This window comes from Stagnihabitans lacustris (assembly GCF_025950525.1).
Taxonomy (GTDB): Bacteria; Pseudomonadota; Alphaproteobacteria; order Rhodobacterales; family Rhodobacteraceae; genus Stagnihabitans.
In genome coordinates, this window is record NZ_JAPDGS010000003.1 from 307,566 (window position 1) to 324,395 (window position 16,830).

The 16,830-nt window shown below is 64.6% G+C and carries 15 protein-coding genes; 6 read left to right on the plus strand and 9 right to left on the minus strand.

The features are described from left to right. Positions 1 to 44 precede the first annotated feature (44 nt). Positions 45 to 644, plus strand: coding sequence for a nicotinate-nucleotide adenylyltransferase (locus NX862_RS09965; protein WP_264493757.1), 600 nt, complete (start codon positions 45 to 47; stop codon positions 642 to 644). Continuing rightward, positions 641 to 2,026, plus strand: a complete 1,386-nt coding sequence (gene dacB / locus NX862_RS09970; RefSeq protein WP_264493758.1) for a D-alanyl-D-alanine carboxypeptidase/D-alanyl-D-alanine endopeptidase — start codon at positions 641 to 643, stop codon at positions 2,024 to 2,026. Before NX862_RS09965 ends, dacB begins: the two co-directional genes overlap by 4 nt. A 58-nt stretch (positions 2,027 to 2,084) precedes the next feature. Here dacB and NX862_RS09975 read toward each other — a convergent pair whose 3' ends face one another. Beyond that, positions 2,085 to 2,510, minus strand: coding sequence for a tellurite resistance TerB family protein (locus NX862_RS09975; RefSeq protein WP_264493759.1), 426 nt, complete (start codon positions 2,508 to 2,510; stop codon positions 2,085 to 2,087). A 98-nt stretch (positions 2,511 to 2,608) separates the two neighbouring features. Here NX862_RS09975 and NX862_RS09980 point away from each other — a divergent pair, with 98 nt between their 5' ends. The 3 genes from NX862_RS09980 to smc all read left to right on the plus strand — a co-directional run bounded on the left by NX862_RS09980 (position 2,609) and on the right by smc (position 8,284). Beyond that, the gene (locus NX862_RS09980; RefSeq protein WP_264493760.1) at positions 2,609 to 4,189 is read left to right on the plus strand and encodes a lysine--tRNA ligase; all 1,581 of its coding nucleotides are present in this window, start codon (positions 2,609 to 2,611) and stop codon (positions 4,187 to 4,189) included. Positions 4,190 to 4,276: 87 nt separating this feature from the next. Next, complete coding sequence (locus NX862_RS09985; protein ID WP_264493761.1) at positions 4,277 to 4,669, plus strand: DUF4864 domain-containing protein; 393 nt, start codon at positions 4,277 to 4,279, stop codon at positions 4,667 to 4,669. 165 nt (positions 4,670 to 4,834) lie between these two features. Next, positions 4,835 to 8,284 carry a chromosome segregation protein SMC gene (gene smc, locus NX862_RS09990; protein ID WP_264493762.1) on the plus strand — a complete coding sequence of 1,150 codons (3,450 nt, stop codon included), beginning with the start codon at positions 4,835 to 4,837 and terminating at the stop codon, positions 8,282 to 8,284. Between the two features lie 30 nt (positions 8,285 to 8,314). Here smc and NX862_RS09995 read toward each other — a convergent pair whose 3' ends face one another. The 7 genes from NX862_RS09995 to NX862_RS10025 form a co-directional block, all read right to left on the minus strand. Beyond that, positions 8,315 to 9,196 carry a lysophospholipid acyltransferase family protein gene (locus NX862_RS09995; RefSeq protein WP_264493763.1) on the minus strand — a complete coding sequence of 294 codons (882 nt, stop codon included), beginning with the start codon at positions 9,194 to 9,196 and terminating at the stop codon, positions 8,315 to 8,317. Positions 9,197 to 9,211: 15 nt separating this feature from the next. After that, a complete protein-coding gene (locus NX862_RS10000; RefSeq protein ID WP_264493764.1) occupies positions 9,212 to 9,478 on the minus strand; it encodes an HPr family phosphocarrier protein in 267 nt (88 codons plus the stop codon). After that, positions 9,475 to 9,873 carry a PTS sugar transporter subunit IIA gene (locus NX862_RS10005; RefSeq protein ID WP_264493765.1) on the minus strand — a complete coding sequence of 133 codons (399 nt, stop codon included), beginning with the start codon at positions 9,871 to 9,873 and terminating at the stop codon, positions 9,475 to 9,477. The genes NX862_RS10000 and NX862_RS10005 overlap by 4 nt, the downstream gene beginning before the upstream one ends. Continuing rightward, positions 9,870 to 10,778, minus strand: coding sequence for an RNase adapter RapZ (gene rapZ / locus NX862_RS10010; protein ID WP_264493766.1), 909 nt, complete (start codon positions 10,776 to 10,778; stop codon positions 9,870 to 9,872). The genes NX862_RS10005 and rapZ overlap by 4 nt, the downstream gene beginning before the upstream one ends. Before the next feature lie 7 nt (positions 10,779 to 10,785). Next, positions 10,786 to 11,202: an HPr kinase/phosphorylase gene (locus NX862_RS10015; protein ID WP_264493767.1), complete on the minus strand. Its 417-nt coding sequence runs from the start codon at positions 11,200 to 11,202 to the stop codon at positions 10,786 to 10,788. Positions 11,203 to 11,302: 100 nt separating this feature from the next. Continuing rightward, entirely contained in the window at positions 11,303 to 13,000 is a 1,698-nt protein-coding gene (locus NX862_RS10020; RefSeq protein WP_413694550.1) for a sensor N-terminal transmembrane domain-containing protein, read from the minus strand. Position 13,001: 1 nt separating this feature from the next. Continuing rightward, complete coding sequence (locus tag NX862_RS10025) at positions 13,002 to 13,703, minus strand: response regulator transcription factor (protein WP_264493768.1); 702 nt, start codon at positions 13,701 to 13,703, stop codon at positions 13,002 to 13,004. A 318-nt stretch (positions 13,704 to 14,021) separates the two neighbouring features. Between NX862_RS10025 and NX862_RS10030 the strand changes: the two genes are divergently transcribed. Next, a complete protein-coding gene (locus tag NX862_RS10030) occupies positions 14,022 to 15,614 on the plus strand; it encodes a phosphoenolpyruvate carboxykinase (RefSeq protein ID WP_264493769.1) in 1,593 nt (530 codons plus the stop codon). Positions 15,615 to 15,616: 2 nt separating this feature from the next. Here the strand turns inward: NX862_RS10030 and NX862_RS10035 are convergent, their stop codons facing one another. Beyond that, positions 15,617 to 16,777: a lytic murein transglycosylase gene (locus NX862_RS10035; protein WP_264493770.1), complete on the minus strand. Its 1,161-nt coding sequence runs from the start codon at positions 16,775 to 16,777 to the stop codon at positions 15,617 to 15,619. Positions 16,778 to 16,830: the final 53 nt, after the last annotated feature.

Genomic DNA, 16,830 nt, shown 5'->3' on the forward strand with positions numbered 1-16,830 from the left:
TTCGGCCCCATCGCGCCCCGACACAGGGGAAAACGGGGTTTCAGGTGCATCAAGGCTTTCCACCCGCCTATCGCGGCATGGTCGTGGGACTATTGGGCGGGTCGTTTGACCCGGCCCACGACGGCCATGTGCAGCTGACCCGCGAGGCGATGCGGCGGATCGGGCTGGACCGCGTCTGGTGGTTGGTGTCACCCGGCAATCCGTTGAAATCGCGGGCGCCTGCGCCGATGGCGGACCGCATCGCCCGCGCCCGCGCCCTGATGGACGACCCCCGCGTCACCGTCACCGACCTGGAGGCGCGCTTGGGCACGCGGGCGACCGTGGACACGATCACACGGCTTCAGGCGATTTATCCCGGTGTCACCTTTGTCTGGATCATGGGCGCCGACAACCTGGTGCAATTCCACCGCTGGTCGCGCTGGCGCCAGATCATGGGCCGCGTGCCGGTGGCCGTCATGGCGCGGCCCGGCGCGGGGCTTGCGGCGCGGCTGTCGGTGGCGGCGCGGGCCTATGCCCATGCCCGCGTGGCCCGTCCCGAAGCGTTGTTGCGCCCGGCCCCGGCCTGGTGTTTCATCAACATGCCGCTGAATGCGGCCTCATCGACCGCGATCCGGGCGCGGGGAGACTGGCGGGGGACCAAATGACCCATCTGACACGACGCCTGGTTCTGGCCGGCATGGGAGCGGCCCTGGCGGCTCCGGCCTTGGCGCAGGGCGGGATCAAGGACCTGGTGGCCGCGGCGAAACTGTCGGGCACCACGGGGTTTGTCGTGGCCGATGTGCGCACGGGCCAGGTGGTCGAAAGCCTGAACGCGGGGGCCGAGGTGCCGCCCGCCTCGGTGGCCAAGGCCATCACGACGCTTTTCGCGCTGGACCATCTGGGCGACCACCGCTTTCGCACCCAGGTGCTTGCGACGGGGCCGGTGGTCAAGGGGCGGCTGAAGGGCGACCTGATCCTTTTGGGTGGGGCCGATCCGACGCTGGACACCGACGGGCTGGGCGACCTTGTGGCGCAGCTGGCGGGTCAGGTGAAAAAGGTCGAGGGGCGGTTCCTGGTCTGCGCCTCGGTTCTGCCGGAATTGGCCCGGATCACGGATGAGCAGCCCGAACAGGTGGGCTATAACCCCGGCATCTCGGCTTTGGGGTTGAATTACAACCGGGTCAGCTTTGAATGGGGCAAGGGCGGGGCCAATCCGCAGATGCTGGCACGGGGCGAACGCTATGTGCCCGAAGTCGCCGGGATCAAGGTCAAGCTGGCCGCGCGCGAGACCCCGGTTTTCAGCTATTCGGACAAGGGGGCCGAGACCTGGACCGTGGCGCAATCGGCGCTGGCCAAGGCGGGCAGCCGCTGGCTTCCGGTGCGCCATGTCGCCGATCACGCGGCCGAGGTCTTTGCCCGCCTGGCCTTGGCCCATGGCATCGACTTGGCCCCGCCACAACGGATCGTGACCCTGCCCCAGGCCACGGTCCTGGCCGAACGCAAAAGCGATGCCTTGCCGGACATCCTGCGCGACATGCTGAAGTTTTCCACCAACATCACCGCCGAGACGGTCGGTCTGGCCGCATCGGGGGCCGCGGATTTGCGCGGCTCGGCGGGGGCGATGACGGAATGGGCCAAGGGGACGCTGGGGATGCGGGGGCGGTTTGTCGACCACTCGGGCCTGGGCGCGGCCAGCCGCGTGACGCCCGAGGGCATGGTTCAGGCGCTGCTGGCCGGCGAGAGGCGCCAGCCGGGGCTGCGCGGGCTGTTAAAGGAACAGGGCGTGCTGGGCGCGGATGGCAAAAAGGCCAAGGGCGGCGCGGTGCGCTGTGTGGCCAAGTCGGGGACGCTGAACTTCGTGTCGGGCCTTGCGGGCTTCATCGAAAGACCGCAAGGCGACCTGTGCTTTGCGGTGTTCTCCGCCGATGTGGCGCGGCGCGAGGCCGTCCCCCTGGCCGAGCGTGAGGGCCCGCCTGGGGTCAAGACCTATCTTGGCCGCGCGCGCAACCTTCAGGCCGAGCTGATCGCCCGGTGGGCGGCGGTGTAAAGGTGCGTGAGATCACGCACCCTACGCGATGCGGTAGGGTGTGTGCTTGCACGCACCGTTACGGCCGCAGATGCCGCACCCTGGCGCCCCATTCGATCGCGGCGGCGTGCAGGCGGTCGATGGACAGTTCTTCGCGGACCTCCTCCAGCATGTGCAATTCCGCCTCGCGCACCGACCCATCGGCCGAGGCCACATCACAGGCCAGCGCATAGGCGGTCTCATACAGTTTCTCGGGCAGGCCATCGCGGATCAGGCCGAACAGGGCGGCCAACCCGTCCTCTTCCTCGAACAGGTCAAAGACGGTCTGGGCAATCACCCGGATTCGGTCGCCGTCATAATCGGAGAACACCGGCAGGTGGCCCACGATCTTCTGGATCGCCACCAGTTCAGAGGTCCGCATCTGTTCATCCGAGGCGGAAACCGCGATCATCACGGCGATCAGGGCATCCTGCGGAGAGAGCGAGGCAAGCATGGGTTCGGACATCGGGATTCCTTTGCATTTCCCTTAGAATATTGACGCCACCCCCCCTGTTCAATAGACGATGCCGCAGGGCGGCATGGGGCCGCCCATAGGAGATTGCGATGACCGCCTTGCGCGATGCTGCGATGAAGTCGAAAGCCTGGCCCTTTGAAGAGGCACGGGCACTTCTGAAACGGGCAGAGGCCGGGGCGGCAAAGAAGGGCTATGTCCTGTTCGAGACCGGTTACGGCCCGTCAGGCCTGCCCCATATCGGCACCTTTGGCGAGGTCGCGCGGACGACGATGATCCGCCGGGCGTTTGAGGTGATCAGCGATATCCCGACGCGGTTGATCTGCTTTTCCGACGACCTGGACGGGATGCGCAAGGTGCCGGAGAACGTGCCGCAGCAAGAGTTGCTGAAGGCGAATATCCAAAAGCCGCTGACCTCGGTTCCCGATCCCTTCGGCCAATACGACAGCTTTGGCGGGCACAACAACGCCATGCTGCGGCGGTTCCTGGACACGTTCGGCTTTGAATACGAGTTCTATTCGGCCACCGAGTTCTATAAATCCGGCGCCTTTGACGACACCTTGCGGCTGGCGGCAGAGCGGTATGACGGGATCATGGCGATCATGCTGGCAAGTCTGCGCGAGGAACGCCAGCAGACCTATTCCTGCTTCCTGCCGATCCATCCCGAGACCGGCCGCGTCCTGTATGTGCCCATGAAAGAGGTCAACGCCAAGGACGGCACGATCACTTTCGACGACGAGGATGGCCGCGAATGGACGCTTCCCGTCACCGGTGGCAATGTCAAACTGCAATGGAAGCCGGATTTCGGCGCGCGTTGGGCCGCTTTGGGCGTCGACTTCGAGATGTATGGCAAGGACCATTCCACCAACACGCCGATCTATGACGGCATCTGCGAGGTTCTGGGGGGCCGCAAGCCGAACCATTTCAGCTATGAGCTGTTTTTGGACTTCGAAGGTCAGAAGATCTCGAAGTCCAAGGGCAACGGGCTGACGATCGACGAATGGCTGACCTATGCGGCCAGCGAAAGCCTGTCCTATTTCATGTATCAAAAGCCCAAGACGGCCAAAAGGCTGTGGTGGGATGTGATCCCCAAGGCGGTGGACGAATATCACCAACAGCTGCGGGCCTATCCGTCGCAAGACATCGACGCGCAGGTCAACAACCCGGTCTGGCACATCCATTCGGGCAATGTGCCCGAAAGCAAGATGGTGGTCAGCTTTGGGATGCTGTTGAACCTGGCCTCGGTGGCGGGGGCCAAGGATGCGGCGGGGCTTTGGGGCTTCATCAAGAAATATGCCCCCGATGCGTCGCCCGAGGCGAACCCCGATCTGGACGCTGCGGCGGGTCATGCGCTGGCCTATTTCAATGACAAGATCGCGCCCTCGCGCGTGTATCGCCTGCCGTCGGACAAGGAACGCGCCGCAATCCTGGACCTGCGGGGCCGGCTGGTGGCCTATGAAGGCGCGGCCGACGACGAGGCCTTGCAGAACATCTGCTATGCCGTTGGCAAGGAACATGAATTCGAGCCGCTGCGGGATTGGTTCAAGGCCCTGTATGAGGTGCTGATGGGGGCGTCCGAAGGCCCGCGCTTTGGCGGGTTCATCGCCCTTTATGGCGTGGCCGAGACCGTGGCGCTTATCGACCGTGCCTTGGCCGGAGAGCTTTGCGCCTGAGGCCGGGCCGCGCCGTGGAAAAATTCAAGGCCGCGTGAAACCACGCGGCCTTTTTCTGCGTATCATCCTCATCAGATGGAGGTGACGATGCGCTACGCCGTATTTGCCTTGGCCGTGATGGCCGCTCCTGCCTTTGCGCAAGAAGTCGAGATTGCCGAAACGATCAATGGTCAGATGGAGGCCTTCCGCGGTCAGGATGTGGTGGGCGCCTTTGCCTATGCCTCGCCGCTGATCCAGGGGATTTTCGGCACGCCCGAAAACTTTGGCAAGATGGTCGAACAGGGCTATCCGATGGTCTGGAACCCCGGGCCGGTGCAGATGATGGAGCTGCGGACCGTGGCGGGCGCGCTGTGGCAGCGGGTGCGGGTCGCCGATGCCATGGGGCGCGGTTGGTATCTGGATTACCGCATGATCGAAGGCCCCAAGGGCTGGCTGATCGACGCGGTCCAGCTTTTGCCGATGCAGGATCTGGGGGCTTGAGGCTAGGGCGGGGGGGGCACACCCCTACGCCCAAGACGAAGAAGCGGGGGTTTCACACCCCCGCACCCCCGTGGGATATTTATGAAAAGATGAAAGCCATGGGGTGCTTCTGGGGATAACTCCGGGGCAGGTTGACTAAGCGCGCCCGGGCGGCAAGATGGCGGGATGCGCATGAACCGCCTTCGCCTCAATGGTTTCAAGTCCTTTGTCGATCCCACCGATCTGATGATCCTGGAGGGGCTGACCGGTGTTGTCGGCCCCAATGGCTGCGGCAAGTCGAACCTGCTGGAGGCTTTGCGCTGGGTGATGGGGGAAACCCGGCCCAGTGCGATGCGCGGCTCGGGGATGGAGGATGTGATCTTCAACGGCTCTGGCAGCCGTTCGGCGCGGCATTTTGCCGAGGTCTCGTTGATCCTGGACAATTCCGATCGGCTGGCGCCTGCGGGCTTCAACGACGCCGACCAGATCGAGGTCATAAGGCGGATCACCCGCGATGCGGGCTCGGCCTACAAGGCCAATGGCAAGGATGTCCGGGCGCGCGATGTGCAGATGCTGTTTGCCGATGCCTCGACCGGGTCGCACTCGCCCGCTTTGGTGCGGCAGGGGCAGATTGCGGAACTGATCAACGCCAAGCCCCGCGCGCGGCGGGTGATCCTGGAAGAGGCCGCGGGGATCTCGGGGCTTTATGCGCGGCGGCATGAGGCGGAGTTGCGTTTGACCGCGGCCGAGGGCAACCTTACCCGCGTTGATGACGTGTTGGAGGGCTTGGCGCAGCAGCTGTCCACCCTGACGCGGCAGGCGAAACAGGCGGCGCGCTACCGCGAGATCGGCACGGAATTGCGCCGGGCCGAGGGGATGCTTTTGTATCGCCGCTGGCGCGAGGCCGAGATCGCCCGGGCCGAGGCCGAGGGTGCCTTGCGTCAAAGGCTGGTTCTGGCGGGTCAGGCCGAGGTGGCGGCGCGGGCGGCGGGCAAGGCGCGCGAGGCGGCCGAAGATGCCCTTCCGCCGCGGCGCGAAGAAGAGGCGGTGGCTGCCGCGATCCTGCAACGCCTGACGTTGCAGCGCGACGCTTTGGGCAATGAGGAGAGCCGCGCCCTGGCTGCCATCGAGGCGCTGAAGGCCCGCATCCTGCAGATGGGCCGCGACGCCGAGCGTGAACAGGGGCTGAACCGCGACGCGGTCGAGATGATCGAACGGCTGGACTGGGAGGTCGACCAGCTTCTGCGCGCCAGTGAAGGCCAGGACGAGCGTCTGGCCGAAGCGGGGGAGCTTGCCCGCGCCTCGGCCGCGGAGCTGGCCGCGCGCGAGGCCGAGCAAACCGCGGCCACCGAGGATGCGGCCCGTCTGGGCGCGCGGCATCAATCGGCTGAACGCCTGATCGCCGACAGCCGCCGTGTCGTCGAACGGGCCGAGGGTGAGGCGCTTCGGGCGCGGGATGCGGTGGCTGCGGCCACTTCCGTGCTGGCTGCGGCCGGGGAAACCGCGGAGGCGCTGGCCGAGGCCGTCTCCGAGGCGGTGGACCTGGCCGAGGCCGCCGAAGAGGCGCTGGACATGGCCGAAGAGGCGCGGGGCAACGCCCAGGCGCGCGAGGCCGAAGCGCGGGCGGTGCGGTCGGGGGCCGAGGGGGAGGCCGCGGCTTTGCGGGCCGAGGTTGGCGCGCTGGCGCGGTTGGTGGCGCGGGAAACCAGTGACGGCGGCGCGATCCTGGACCGGATCGAGGTCGAGCCGGGCTATGAGGCGGCCTTGGGCGCGGCCTTGGGCGATGATCTGCGCGCGCCCGAAGTGGCGGCTGACGCGCGCTCGGGTTGGGCTTTGCTGGACGAGTTGGAGCAGGGCTTGCCCGCGGGTCTGATGCCCTTGGCCGGTCATGTCGTCGTCCCCGAGGTCCTGGCGCGCGCCGTGTCGCAGATTGCGATTTGTGAGGCAGAACAGGGGTCTGCCCTGCAGGCGCGGCTACTGCCGGGGCAAAGGCTGGTGTCGTTGGAAGGCGATCTGTGGCGTTGGGACGGGTTCCGCGCGGGGTCGGAGGATGCGCCCTCGGCTGCGGCGGCGCGGCTGCGGCAGTTGAACCGGCTGGTGCAGCTGAAGCGCGACCTGGAAGAGGCCGCGGCCAAGGCCGAGGGGGCCACGCAGGCGCATGAGGCCCTGGCCTCGCGCCTGGCCGACCTGACGCGGGCGGATCAGATGGCGCGCGACGCCCGGCGCGCGGCCGATGCGCGTGTGACCGAAACGAACCGGGCGGCCAGCCGTGCCGACAGTGAGCGGTCCATGGCCGAGGGGCGGTTGGAGACCGCGCGGCTGGCGGTGGGCCGGCACGAGGAAGAGGCTTTGCAAGCCGGGTTGCGGCTGACCGAGGCGGAGTCGGCGCAGCGGGACTTGGGCGACCTTGGCGCGGCGCGCGCGCTGGTCGAAGATATGAAGCTGGCCGTCGAGGGCGCGCGGATCGCCATGATGACCCGCCGCGCCGCCCTGGACGAGCTGCGCCGCGAGGGCGAAGCGCGGGTCAAGCGCCGGCAGGAGGCGATGAAAGAGCTGTCCGGTTGGAAGCACCGGCTGGAGACGGCGGGGCGGCGGATGGCCGAACTGACCGAACGCCGGGCCGAGGCCGAGGAAGAGCTTGCCGAGGCCATGGAGGTCCCCGAGGAAATCGCCGCCAAGCGTGAGGAACTGGCCGATGCCATGGCCGAGGCCGAGGCGCGCCGCGCGCGGGCCATGGATGCGCTGTCGGTTGCCGAGGCGGCCTTGCGGGCTGCGTTTGAGGCCGAGCGCGACGCCGAACGCACGGCCGGTGAGGCGCGCGAGGCCCGCGCCCGTGCCGAAGCGCGGGTCGAGGCCAGCAAGGCGGCCTCTGGTCTTGCGGCTGAACGCATCACGGAAGAGACCGAGGGCACGCCGGAGCAGCTTTTGGACACTCTGCGCTTTGACCCCGACCGGATGCCGACGGTCGAGGCCCTGGAGGTCGACGTGGCCCGGCTGCGGCGCGGGCGCGAGGCTTTGGGCGCGGTCAACCTGCGCGCCGAAGAGGATGCCAAGGCGGTTTCCACGGAATACGACACCTTGGTCGCCGAAAAGGTCGACCTGGAAGAGGCGATCAAAAAGCTGCGCGCCGGAATTGCGGGCCTGAACCGCGAAGGGCGCGAGCGGCTTTTGACCGCCTTTGAACAGGTGAACGCGAACTTCGGGACGCTGTTCACGCATCTGTTCAGCGGCGGCGAGGCGCGGTTGGTGCTGGTGGAAAGCGATGATCCGCTGGAGGCGGGGTTGGAAATCATGTGCCAGCCGCCGGGCAAACGGCTGTCCACTTTGTCGTTGCTGTCGGGGGGCGAACAGACCCTGACCGCCATGGCCTTGATTTTCGGTGTCTTTCTGGCCAATCCCGCGCCGATCTGTGTGCTGGACGAGGTTGACGCGCCATTGGACGATGCCAACGTCACGCGGTTTTGCAACCTGATGGACGAGATGCGGCAGCGGACCGAGACGCGCTTCCTGGTCATCACGCATCACGCGGTCACGATGGCGCGGATGGACCGGCTGTTCGGCGTGACGATGGCGGAACAGGGCGTCAGCCAGCTGGTCAGCGTCGATCTGAAACGGGCCGAGGCGCTGGTGGCGTGAACCCCGGGGCATGCCCCGGGCTACGCGGCTTTAGCGAAGCTTTCCAAGGTCCAACGTGTGCTGGCGGAGCCAGGACAGGAACCCACGCGGGTTGCCCTTCCACTTCGACAGCTCTTCGGCGGACAGGGGCGCGCCGATGATCGGGCGTTGCGGCTTGAACAGGCTGCGGCGGATTTCATAGAGCAAAAGCCCCTGGCGGAAGGTCGCGGATACCAGGTTTGCGATCTGATACAGCCGCGAATTCTGCCCTGGAAAGAAGATCGGCAGGATCGTCGCGCCCGATTTCGAGATCATCTTATGGGTGAAAACGTTCCATTCGGCCTCGATCGCGGGTCCGAAGTAGGTCTCGGAACAGGCGACGCGGCCGGCGGGAAACAGGATGATGACCCCACCCGCGGCCAGATGGGCCATGGTCTCGTCGCGCATTTGCAGGCCAAGTTCGCGGGCGTTGTCCTCATGCGGGAAGGGGACCGGGATCATGAACTCTTCGATTTCAGGGATGCCGGTCAAAAGCGAGCGGGTCAGGATCTTGAAATCGCCCCGCACGCGGCTGACCATTTCGGCCATGACCATGCCATCGACCAAGCCGGAGGGGTGGTTGGCCACGACGACGACCGGGCCCGTGGCGGGGATGCGGGCGATTTCCTCGGCCGGGGTGTCGATGCGGATGCCCATGTGGCGCACGGCCTTGGCCCAAAAGGCCACGCCCACCGGGGCGCCGGACTTTTCAAACGACCGGATCAGTTGCAAGAGCGTGACCTTGGCCGTCACCCATTCCAGCGCGCGGATGGTCCAGACCTTGACCGGGTTCTTGAAGGTGCCGGCATAGGACAGGCGGCGCATGTCATATTTGCGCCCGACCCCGCGGGTCGGATCGCCTGCCACAATCCGCGTGCTGTCAGTCTCGGTCACGTCCAACCCTGGGCTTTAGCGGTCCTCGCCGAAACGGTCGGCCACCAGAGCGGCAAGCGCCGCCCCAAGGTCCGCCGCTTGGGCGCCGCTGGTTTCGACCTCAATAGTCGTTCCCCGGCTGGCTGCCAACATCAAAAGCCCCATGATGCTGTCGCCCGACACCGTCATCCCCTCGCGGGTGACTTGGGCGCTGGCGTCGAACTCTTCGACGACCTCGACGAACTTGGCCGAGGCGCGGGCGTGAAGCCCTTTTTCATTGACGATCTTCAAGGTCTGGATCATGCGCCGCCGCCCAAATCGAGGCTATTGATATATTTGCGACCCGCATCCAGCGAGGCCGCCACGGCATCATTGATCGACAAGGCGCGCGATTTGGCAAGCTTGATCAGCATGGGCAGGTTTGCGCCATAGATGATCCGGCGTTCGGACCCCGCGGTGCAGGCCAGAAGCGACAGGTTCGAGGGAGAGCCGCCAAACATATCCGTCACGACGACCACGCCCGCGCCCTTGTCCACCGCGTCGGCGGCGGCGCAGATCTCGGCCTGTTTCTGGCCGCGGTCACAGTCATCCTCAATCGAGATGGCCTGCATGTCCTCTTGATGACCCACCACATGCTCGACCGCCGAGAGATACTCTCGCGCCAATCCGCCATGGGCTACGATGACTACGCCGATCACGCGCGAATGACCCCATCTGGCTGGGCACTTGCCCGCCGTTCCAGTTCCCGATGTCGTTTTGACACCTGCCAGCCGGATTCCGCAAGCAGTTTGGACATTTTTTCTGCAACTGCAACAGACCTGTGTTGCCCCCCGGTGCAGCCGAAACCCAGGGTCAGGTGGGCCTTGCCCTCGGCCATTTGGGCCGGAAGCAGAAACAGGATAAGGTCTTGCAACTTCAGGATGAAATCGGCGTAATTTGTATCGGTTGCGATATGGGCGGCGACGGCGGGATCGCGGCCATCCTTGTCCCGCAGGGCGGGCACCCAATAGGGATTCGCCAAGAATCGGCAGTCGAAAACCATATCCATGCCCCGGGGCAGACCACGCTTGTAGCTGAAGCTTTGCACCGAAATCATAAGACTTTGTGTAGCGCCCTTGCCGAACCACTGGCCGATTTCGGCCTTGAGGTCATGGGGCGTCAGGTCACTCGTGTCGATCAGGTGGTCGGCGCGGACGCGGATCGGGGCCAGAAGGTCGATCTCACGCTCCACCCCCTCGGTGGGGGTATTGGCCTCGGGCATCGGGTGGCGGCGCTTGGTCTGGTTATAGCGGCTGACCAAAGTCGAGGGCGCGCAGTCCAGATACAGGACCTGCAATTCGACAGCCGGATTGCGGGTCAGCGTATCCACCAGCTCGATCGCGGCTGTGGCGGAAAAGTCACGGTTGCGGACATCCAGACCCAGGGCAATCGGCCGATCCAGCGGCGGTCCGTCCAGCAGGCGGGGAATCAGCCGCAGCGGCAGGTTGTCAATGACCTCGTAACCCAGATCCTCCAGCGCGTGAAAGGCGGTCGAACGGCCCGCGCCGGAAGGCCCGGTGACAAGGACCAGGCGATGGGTGGGCGCGGCGTCGGACGTCTGCATGAAAACCTCAGGCGAAGCGGGAACCCTTGAGATAGCACAGGATCGCAAAAGGGAAATGAGGATGCGGCGGGGTCAGCACAAGGGGCAGGTCGATGCCCTGCACGGTGATGTGACGATGGGGGGGCAGGCGGTCGGGTTCGATCTGGCCCAGGTCGATGGCGAGGGTGAGGGGGGCTTGCGGACGGTGGGGCGCGCGCAGAAGGCCGATGCCGCGGGCCTCGATCAGGCCTTGCAGCGGGTCGGGGGCAGAGGCGATGAGAAGGCCGTTCTCCGCGCGGATCAGGGTGCGGTCGTCGGCCACCAACTCGGCGCCATGGGCCATCAGCGTCAGCGCAAGGGCCGATTTGCCCGCGCCAGAGGGGCCGAGGATCAGCAGGCCCCTGTCCCCCAGGGAGATGCAGGAGGCGTGCAGGGTCTCGGTCATCCTGGGGCCTTGGGTCGCGGTTTGGGGCAGGCCCAATATGCAAGCGGCCCGGTCCCCGCTTGGGTCCCGGGCTGTTTTGCAGTGCCAAAGTCCTGTCGCATCAGACCGGCAGGCCGACCACGAAACGCGCGCCCAGGGGTTCGGAGGTGATGTCGGCCTGGGTCGGGCGGATATTCTCGGCCCAGATCACGCCGCCATGGGCCTCGATGATTTGCTTCGAGATCGCAAGGCCAAGGCCGGAATGGTTGCCGAAGTCGTTCTTGGGGCGTTCGGAGTAGAAGCGTTTGAAGATCTTGGTCAGGGCCTGTTCGGGGATGCCGGGGCCGGTATCCTCGACCACGATCAGGACGCGGTTGTCGCGCTTGCGGGCCCAGACGCGGACCGCGTCGCCATCCTCGCAAAACGAGATCGCATTGGTGATCAGGTTGACGAAAACCTGAGCCAAGCGCGCCTCAAGCCCGGTCACGCGGATCGGGTCCTGCGGAAAGTCGGTGATGAATTCGACGCCCTTTTCGCCCGCCTGCTGGCCCAGATACTCGGTCAGGTTGGTCAGGGTTTTCAGAAGGTTGAACTCTTCTTCCTCTTCTTTCACCAGTTCGGAATCCAGCCGGGAGGCGTTGGAAATGTCGCTCACCAACCGGTCTAGCCGCCGCACGTCATGTTCGATCACGTCCAGAAGCTTTTCCTTGTGCTCTTCCTTCTTTACCATCCGAAGCGACCCTACGGCCGAGCGCAAAGACGCGAGCGGGTTCTTGATCTCGTGGCTGACATCGGCGGCAAATTGTTCGTTCGCGTCGATCCGATCATACAAGGCCGAAACCATGCCGCGCATAGCGATGGACAGGCGCCCGATCTCGTCTGGGCGGGCCGAAAGGTCGGGGATGCGGACCCGTCCCGGTGCCATGGCGCGGCTGTCACGGTCGCGCCCGATTTCAGCGGCGGCGGCAAGGTCGGACAGCGGGTTGGCGATGGTCGAAGCCAAGACCAGCGACAGGCCGATCGACACCAGGATCGCCACGACGAACATTTGCAGGATCTGTTCCCGCTCGTCCCGCACCAGACGGTCGATTTCGCCTTCCGCCGAGGTCACGCCGACCAGACCCACAACAGAGCCATTCACCAGGATCGGCGTCGCCACGGCAAATTGCGTGCCGCCTTCGGGCCCTTGGGCGGAGATTTTCGCGATCCCATCGGCCTGGGCGGTGCCCAAAAGGCCGCGGACCAGTTCTTCGCCCGATTTGGCGCCGGGCTGGGCCTGACCGCCGGAAAGCAGCGAGGAAATCCCGTCCCAGACCATGTTCAGGAAGTCGGTGATCACGGTGGAATGGGGACCGGTCCTCGGCTCGGTTCGCGGGGCGCCGATGGCCCGGGCCAAAAGCTTGCCTGAGGAATCAAACAGATAGGCGGCAGATCCCTGCGCGATGGAGGCATCTTCCAGCCGTTGCGCCAGGTCCTCTCCGCTGGGCGAAAGCCCGGCCGAGATCACGTCGGCGATCAGTCGTGCCTCGTTCACCAGTCCGTCTTCACGCTGATTGACCAGGCTGTCGCGCGAGGGGTTCATGAACAGAACCCCCGCCACCAGAACCACCAGCCCCATCAGGTTGAAGACGATGATCTTGCGCGCCAAGGGCGAATGGTTCAGCGAGATCAGCCCGCGCTTCTTGCGCCCGTCGCGCAACGAAGGCTCGACGGCTCCTTCGGGCGCCTCCCAGTCTTCGCCCAAAAGCAAGTCCCCGGGCGTGTCTTCGCCCTTGGGGTCACTTTTCTGCGACATGCGGAGTTGCGGGATCGCCGTCATTTCACTCTTCGTTATAGCGGTAGCCGATGCCGTAAAGCGTTTCGATCGCCGAGAAATCGGTGTCGACCGCCTTCATCTTTTTGCGCAAGCGCTTGATATGGCTGTCAATTGTGCGGTCGTCGACATAGACCTGATCGTCATAGGCCACATCCATCAGCTGATCGCGCGACTTCACGAAGCCGGGCCGCTGCGCCAGGGCCTGCAGCAGCATGAATTCCGTCACGGTCAAGGAAACATCCTTGCCCTTCCACAGCACCGAATGGCGCAGTGGGTCCATGCGCAGGTTCCCCCGCTCCATGATCTTGGTCTCTTCGGTGACGGCCACTTCGCCGGTCACGATGGCATCCTGACGGCGCAGCAGCGCCCGGATGCGTTCGACCAGAAGCCGTTGAGAAAACGGCTTTTTCACATAATCGTCCGCGCCCATCCGCAGGCCCAGAACCTCGTCGATTTCGTCGTCTTTCGACGTCAGAAAGATCACTGGCATCTGGGTTTTGGTGCGCAAACGCTGCAGCAAATCCATGCCGTCCATCCGCGGCATCTTGATGTCCAGCACCGCCATGTCGGGCAAGCGTCGGTTGAAGGCATCAAGGGCGGATTGTCCGTCGTTGAAAGTCTCGACCTCGAAGCCTTCGGCTTCCAAAGTCATAGATACGGACGTCAGGATATTCCTGTCGTCGTCCACAAGGGCGATCCTGGCCATACTGGCGTGTCCTTACTGCTCGGTCTTATTTTTTCCACATCATCACGGTTTGACCCCGCAGAATCAATACTCAAGTGCGAATCACCGACATTCGCCCCCCCAGTGGGCCCAAAAAACCTGAAGAAATGGCTAATATGCCTCACCTTTGGCCTTGGCCGTCATTTGGTTGCGCTAACCTGGCAATGGTTGCGCTAACAGGGGAAATCAGTGCTTTTCGCCTTTGAAATCTTGATGTTATAGCAAAAAGACCACTCCAAAAGTGGTGGCAGCCTCTGGCCCGGCCGCCCATCTCCCATGACCCGCAAGGAGCTTGCAAGAATGACCATGGCACGCGTGAACCCGTCGATGACATTGACCCATCAAGGCATCGAGGTCGCCCGCGGCTATTATAATCTGCTGGAGCCCGCCTTGGTCGAGGCCGCCATCCGCAAGGGCGAGGGCCGCTTGGGCCTTGGCGGCGCCTTTCTGTGCGAGACCGGGGCCTTTACGGGCCGCTCTCCCAAGGACAAGTTCGTCGTCCGCACGCCTTCGGTCGAACACAAGATCTGGTGGGAGAACAACGCGCCGATGGACCCGGAGGATTTCGATCTCCTGCAGGCCGACATGTTGAACCATCTGAAATCCCAAGAGGTTTTCGTTCAGGACCTTTATGCCGGCGCCGATCCAATCCACCGCGTCGATGTGCGCATGGTGACAGAGCTGGCTTGGCACGGGCTCTTCATCCGCCATCTTTTGCGCCGTCCCGAACCGGCCGAGCTGGCCTCTTTCACCCCCGATTGGACGGTGATCAACTGCCCCTCGTTCAAGGCCGACCCCAAGCGGCATGGCTGTCGGACCGAGACGGTTATCACCTTGAATTTCGACAAGAAAATCATCCTGATCGCCAATACCGCCTATGCTGGCGAGAACAAGAAGGCGGTCTTCACCCTTCTGAACTTCCTTTTGCCGGAAAAGGGCGTGATGGCGATGCATTGCTCGGCCAACCACGCCATCGGCAATCCCGTTGATACGGCTGTGTTTTTCGGGCTTTCGGGCACGGGAAAAACCACGCTTTCGGCTGATCCCTCGCGCATCCTGATCGGGGATGACGAACATGGCTGGAGCGACCGTGGCACCTTCAACTTCGAAGGCGGTTGCTATGCCAAGACGATCAACCTGAGCGCCGAGGCCGAGCCCGAAATCCACGCCACGACCCATCGCTTCGCCACTGTGGTCGAGAACATGGTTTACGACCCGGAAACGCTGGAAATCGACTTCACCGATGACAGCCTGACCGCCAACACCCGCTGCGCCTATCCGCTTGAGGCGATTTCCAATGCCTCGGCGACCGGTTTGGGCGGCCATCCGCGCCATGTGGTCATGCTGACCTGCGATGCCTTTGGCGTCCTGCCGCCGATTGCGCGGCTGACCCCGGCGCAGGCGATGTATCACTTCCTGTCCGGTTTTACGTCCAAGGTGGCCGGGACCGAACGTGGCGTGACCGAGCCGCAGCCGACGTTTTCCACCTGCTTCGGCGCCCCCTTCATGCCGCGACGGCCCGAGGTCTATGGCCAACTTCTGGCCGACAAGATCGCGCGGCATGGGGCGTCGTGCTGGCTGGTGAACACCGGCTGGACCGGGGGCGCCTATGGAACGGGGCGGCGGATGCCAATCCGGGCCACGCGGGCGCTGCTGGCCGCCGCGCTGGATGGCTCGCTGGCGGGCGGGGCCTTCCGCCGCGATCCGAACTTCGGTTTTGACGTGCCGGTTGCGGTGCCGGGGGTGGACGAGGCGCTTTTGGACCCGCGCCGCACTTGGGCCGACCCCTTGGCCTATGACGCGCAGGCCGCGAAACTGATGGCGATGTTCGCGGCCAACTTCGCGCAATATCTGCCCTTCATCGACGCCGAGGTCCGCGCCGCCGCGATCTGAGGTTACAGCTTGCCAAGCAGACCCGGCGTCGGCCAGCCATCGGCGGGCAGGCCCAACCGGGTCTGCTCCTTTTGCACCGCGGCCCGTGTCATGGCGCCCAGAACCCCGTCGATCTTGCCGACATCATGGCCGCGCGCCTGCAGGGTCTGTTGCAGCGCCTTCATCTGATCGGCCGATAGCCCCGCCTCTGGCTTGCCCGCATCATAGGGTGCGGCCCCCTCGATCCTTGTGGCGAAATAGGCCGCGGTCGTCACATAGACAAAGCTTTTGTTCCATTCGAACAAGACCTTGTAGTTCGGATAGGCCAGGAAGGCCGGCCCCTTGCGCCCCATCGGCAGCAGCAAGGACGCGGGCAGGTTGGCAAGCCTTCCTTCCCGCGCCGTGACGCCCATCGCGGCCCATTGGCTGGCCGAAAGTTCTTTGTCGATCCCCGATTGCGCCCAGTCCATCTGGTCGGGCACCACAACTTCTTGAAGCCAGGGCTCGTTCGGACGCCAGCCGTGGTATTGCAACATATGCGCCGCCGACAGAATCGCATCCGGCGCCGAGGTCTTCAGCGTGATCAGCCCGTCGCCGTCGCCATCCTCGCCGCGCTCCAGGATATCGCGGGGCAGCATCTGGACCTGGCCGATCTCTCCGGCCCAGGCGCCCTGCGTCACGCCGGGGTCGAAATCGCCCTTTGCGGTCAAGGCGATAGCAGCCAAGACCTGAGGCTGGAACAGCTCTGGCCGCCGGCAGTCATGGGCCAGGGTCAACAGCGCATTGCGGGTGTCAAAATCGCCCTGCACCGCGCCAAAGTCGGTCTCAAACGCCCAAAACGCCAGGATAATCCCGCGCGACACGCCAAAGCGCCGCGCCGCCTCGTCGAAACTGGCGTCATGCTTTTTCGAATAGACACCAGCGTTCTGCAGCCGGCTTTTCGAGATCAGAGCCTGCGAAAATTCGATGAAATTCTTGCGGAAAAATCCTTGGCCGCGGTCGGCTTTCAGGACAGCCTTGTCGATCTGGCCGCCCTTCATGAAGGCCTGGATCGCCGCATCCGACAGGCCCATGGCCCGCGCCTCGCCGGACATGGCGGCCTTGAACTCATTGAAATCGCCACCACAAGGCGCGGAAACGGCGGGCAAAGCCGACGCCAAAAGAAATGCCAGAACCAGACGCATGAAACCCTCCACATTCGCGGCGAAAGCATAGCGCGGGCTGTGCGAAAGGGGAA

Excerpts from the sequence above, each read along its gene's own strand:
- dacB (WP_264493758.1), top strand. The coding sequence starts at position 641 with ATGACCCATCTGACACGACGCCTGGTTCTGGCCGGCATGGGAGCGGCC.
- NX862_RS09975 (WP_264493759.1), bottom strand. The coding sequence starts at position 2,510 with ATGTCCGAACCCATGCTTGCCTCGCTCTCTCCGCAGGATGCCCTGATC.
- NX862_RS09980 (WP_264493760.1), top strand. The coding sequence starts at position 2,609 with ATGACCGCCTTGCGCGATGCTGCGATGAAGTCGAAAGCCTGGCCCTTT.
- NX862_RS09985 (WP_264493761.1), top strand. The coding sequence starts at position 4,277 with ATGCGCTACGCCGTATTTGCCTTGGCCGTGATGGCCGCTCCTGCCTTT.
- smc (WP_264493762.1), top strand. The coding sequence starts at position 4,835 with ATGCGCATGAACCGCCTTCGCCTCAATGGTTTCAAGTCCTTTGTCGAT.
- NX862_RS10000 (WP_264493764.1), bottom strand. The coding sequence starts at position 9,478 with ATGATCCAGACCTTGAAGATCGTCAATGAAAAAGGGCTTCACGCCCGC.
- rapZ (WP_264493766.1), bottom strand. The coding sequence starts at position 10,778 with ATGCAGACGTCCGACGCCGCGCCCACCCATCGCCTGGTCCTTGTCACC.
- NX862_RS10015 (WP_264493767.1), bottom strand. The coding sequence starts at position 11,202 with ATGACCGAGACCCTGCACGCCTCCTGCATCTCCCTGGGGGACAGGGGC.
- NX862_RS10020 (WP_413694550.1), bottom strand. The coding sequence starts at position 13,000 with ATGACGGCGATCCCGCAACTCCGCATGTCGCAGAAAAGTGACCCCAAG.
- NX862_RS10025 (WP_264493768.1), bottom strand. The coding sequence starts at position 13,703 with ATGGCCAGGATCGCCCTTGTGGACGACGACAGGAATATCCTGACGTCC.
- NX862_RS10030 (WP_264493769.1), top strand. The coding sequence starts at position 14,022 with ATGACCATGGCACGCGTGAACCCGTCGATGACATTGACCCATCAAGGC.
- NX862_RS10035 (WP_264493770.1), bottom strand. The coding sequence starts at position 16,777 with ATGCGTCTGGTTCTGGCATTTCTTTTGGCGTCGGCTTTGCCCGCCGTT.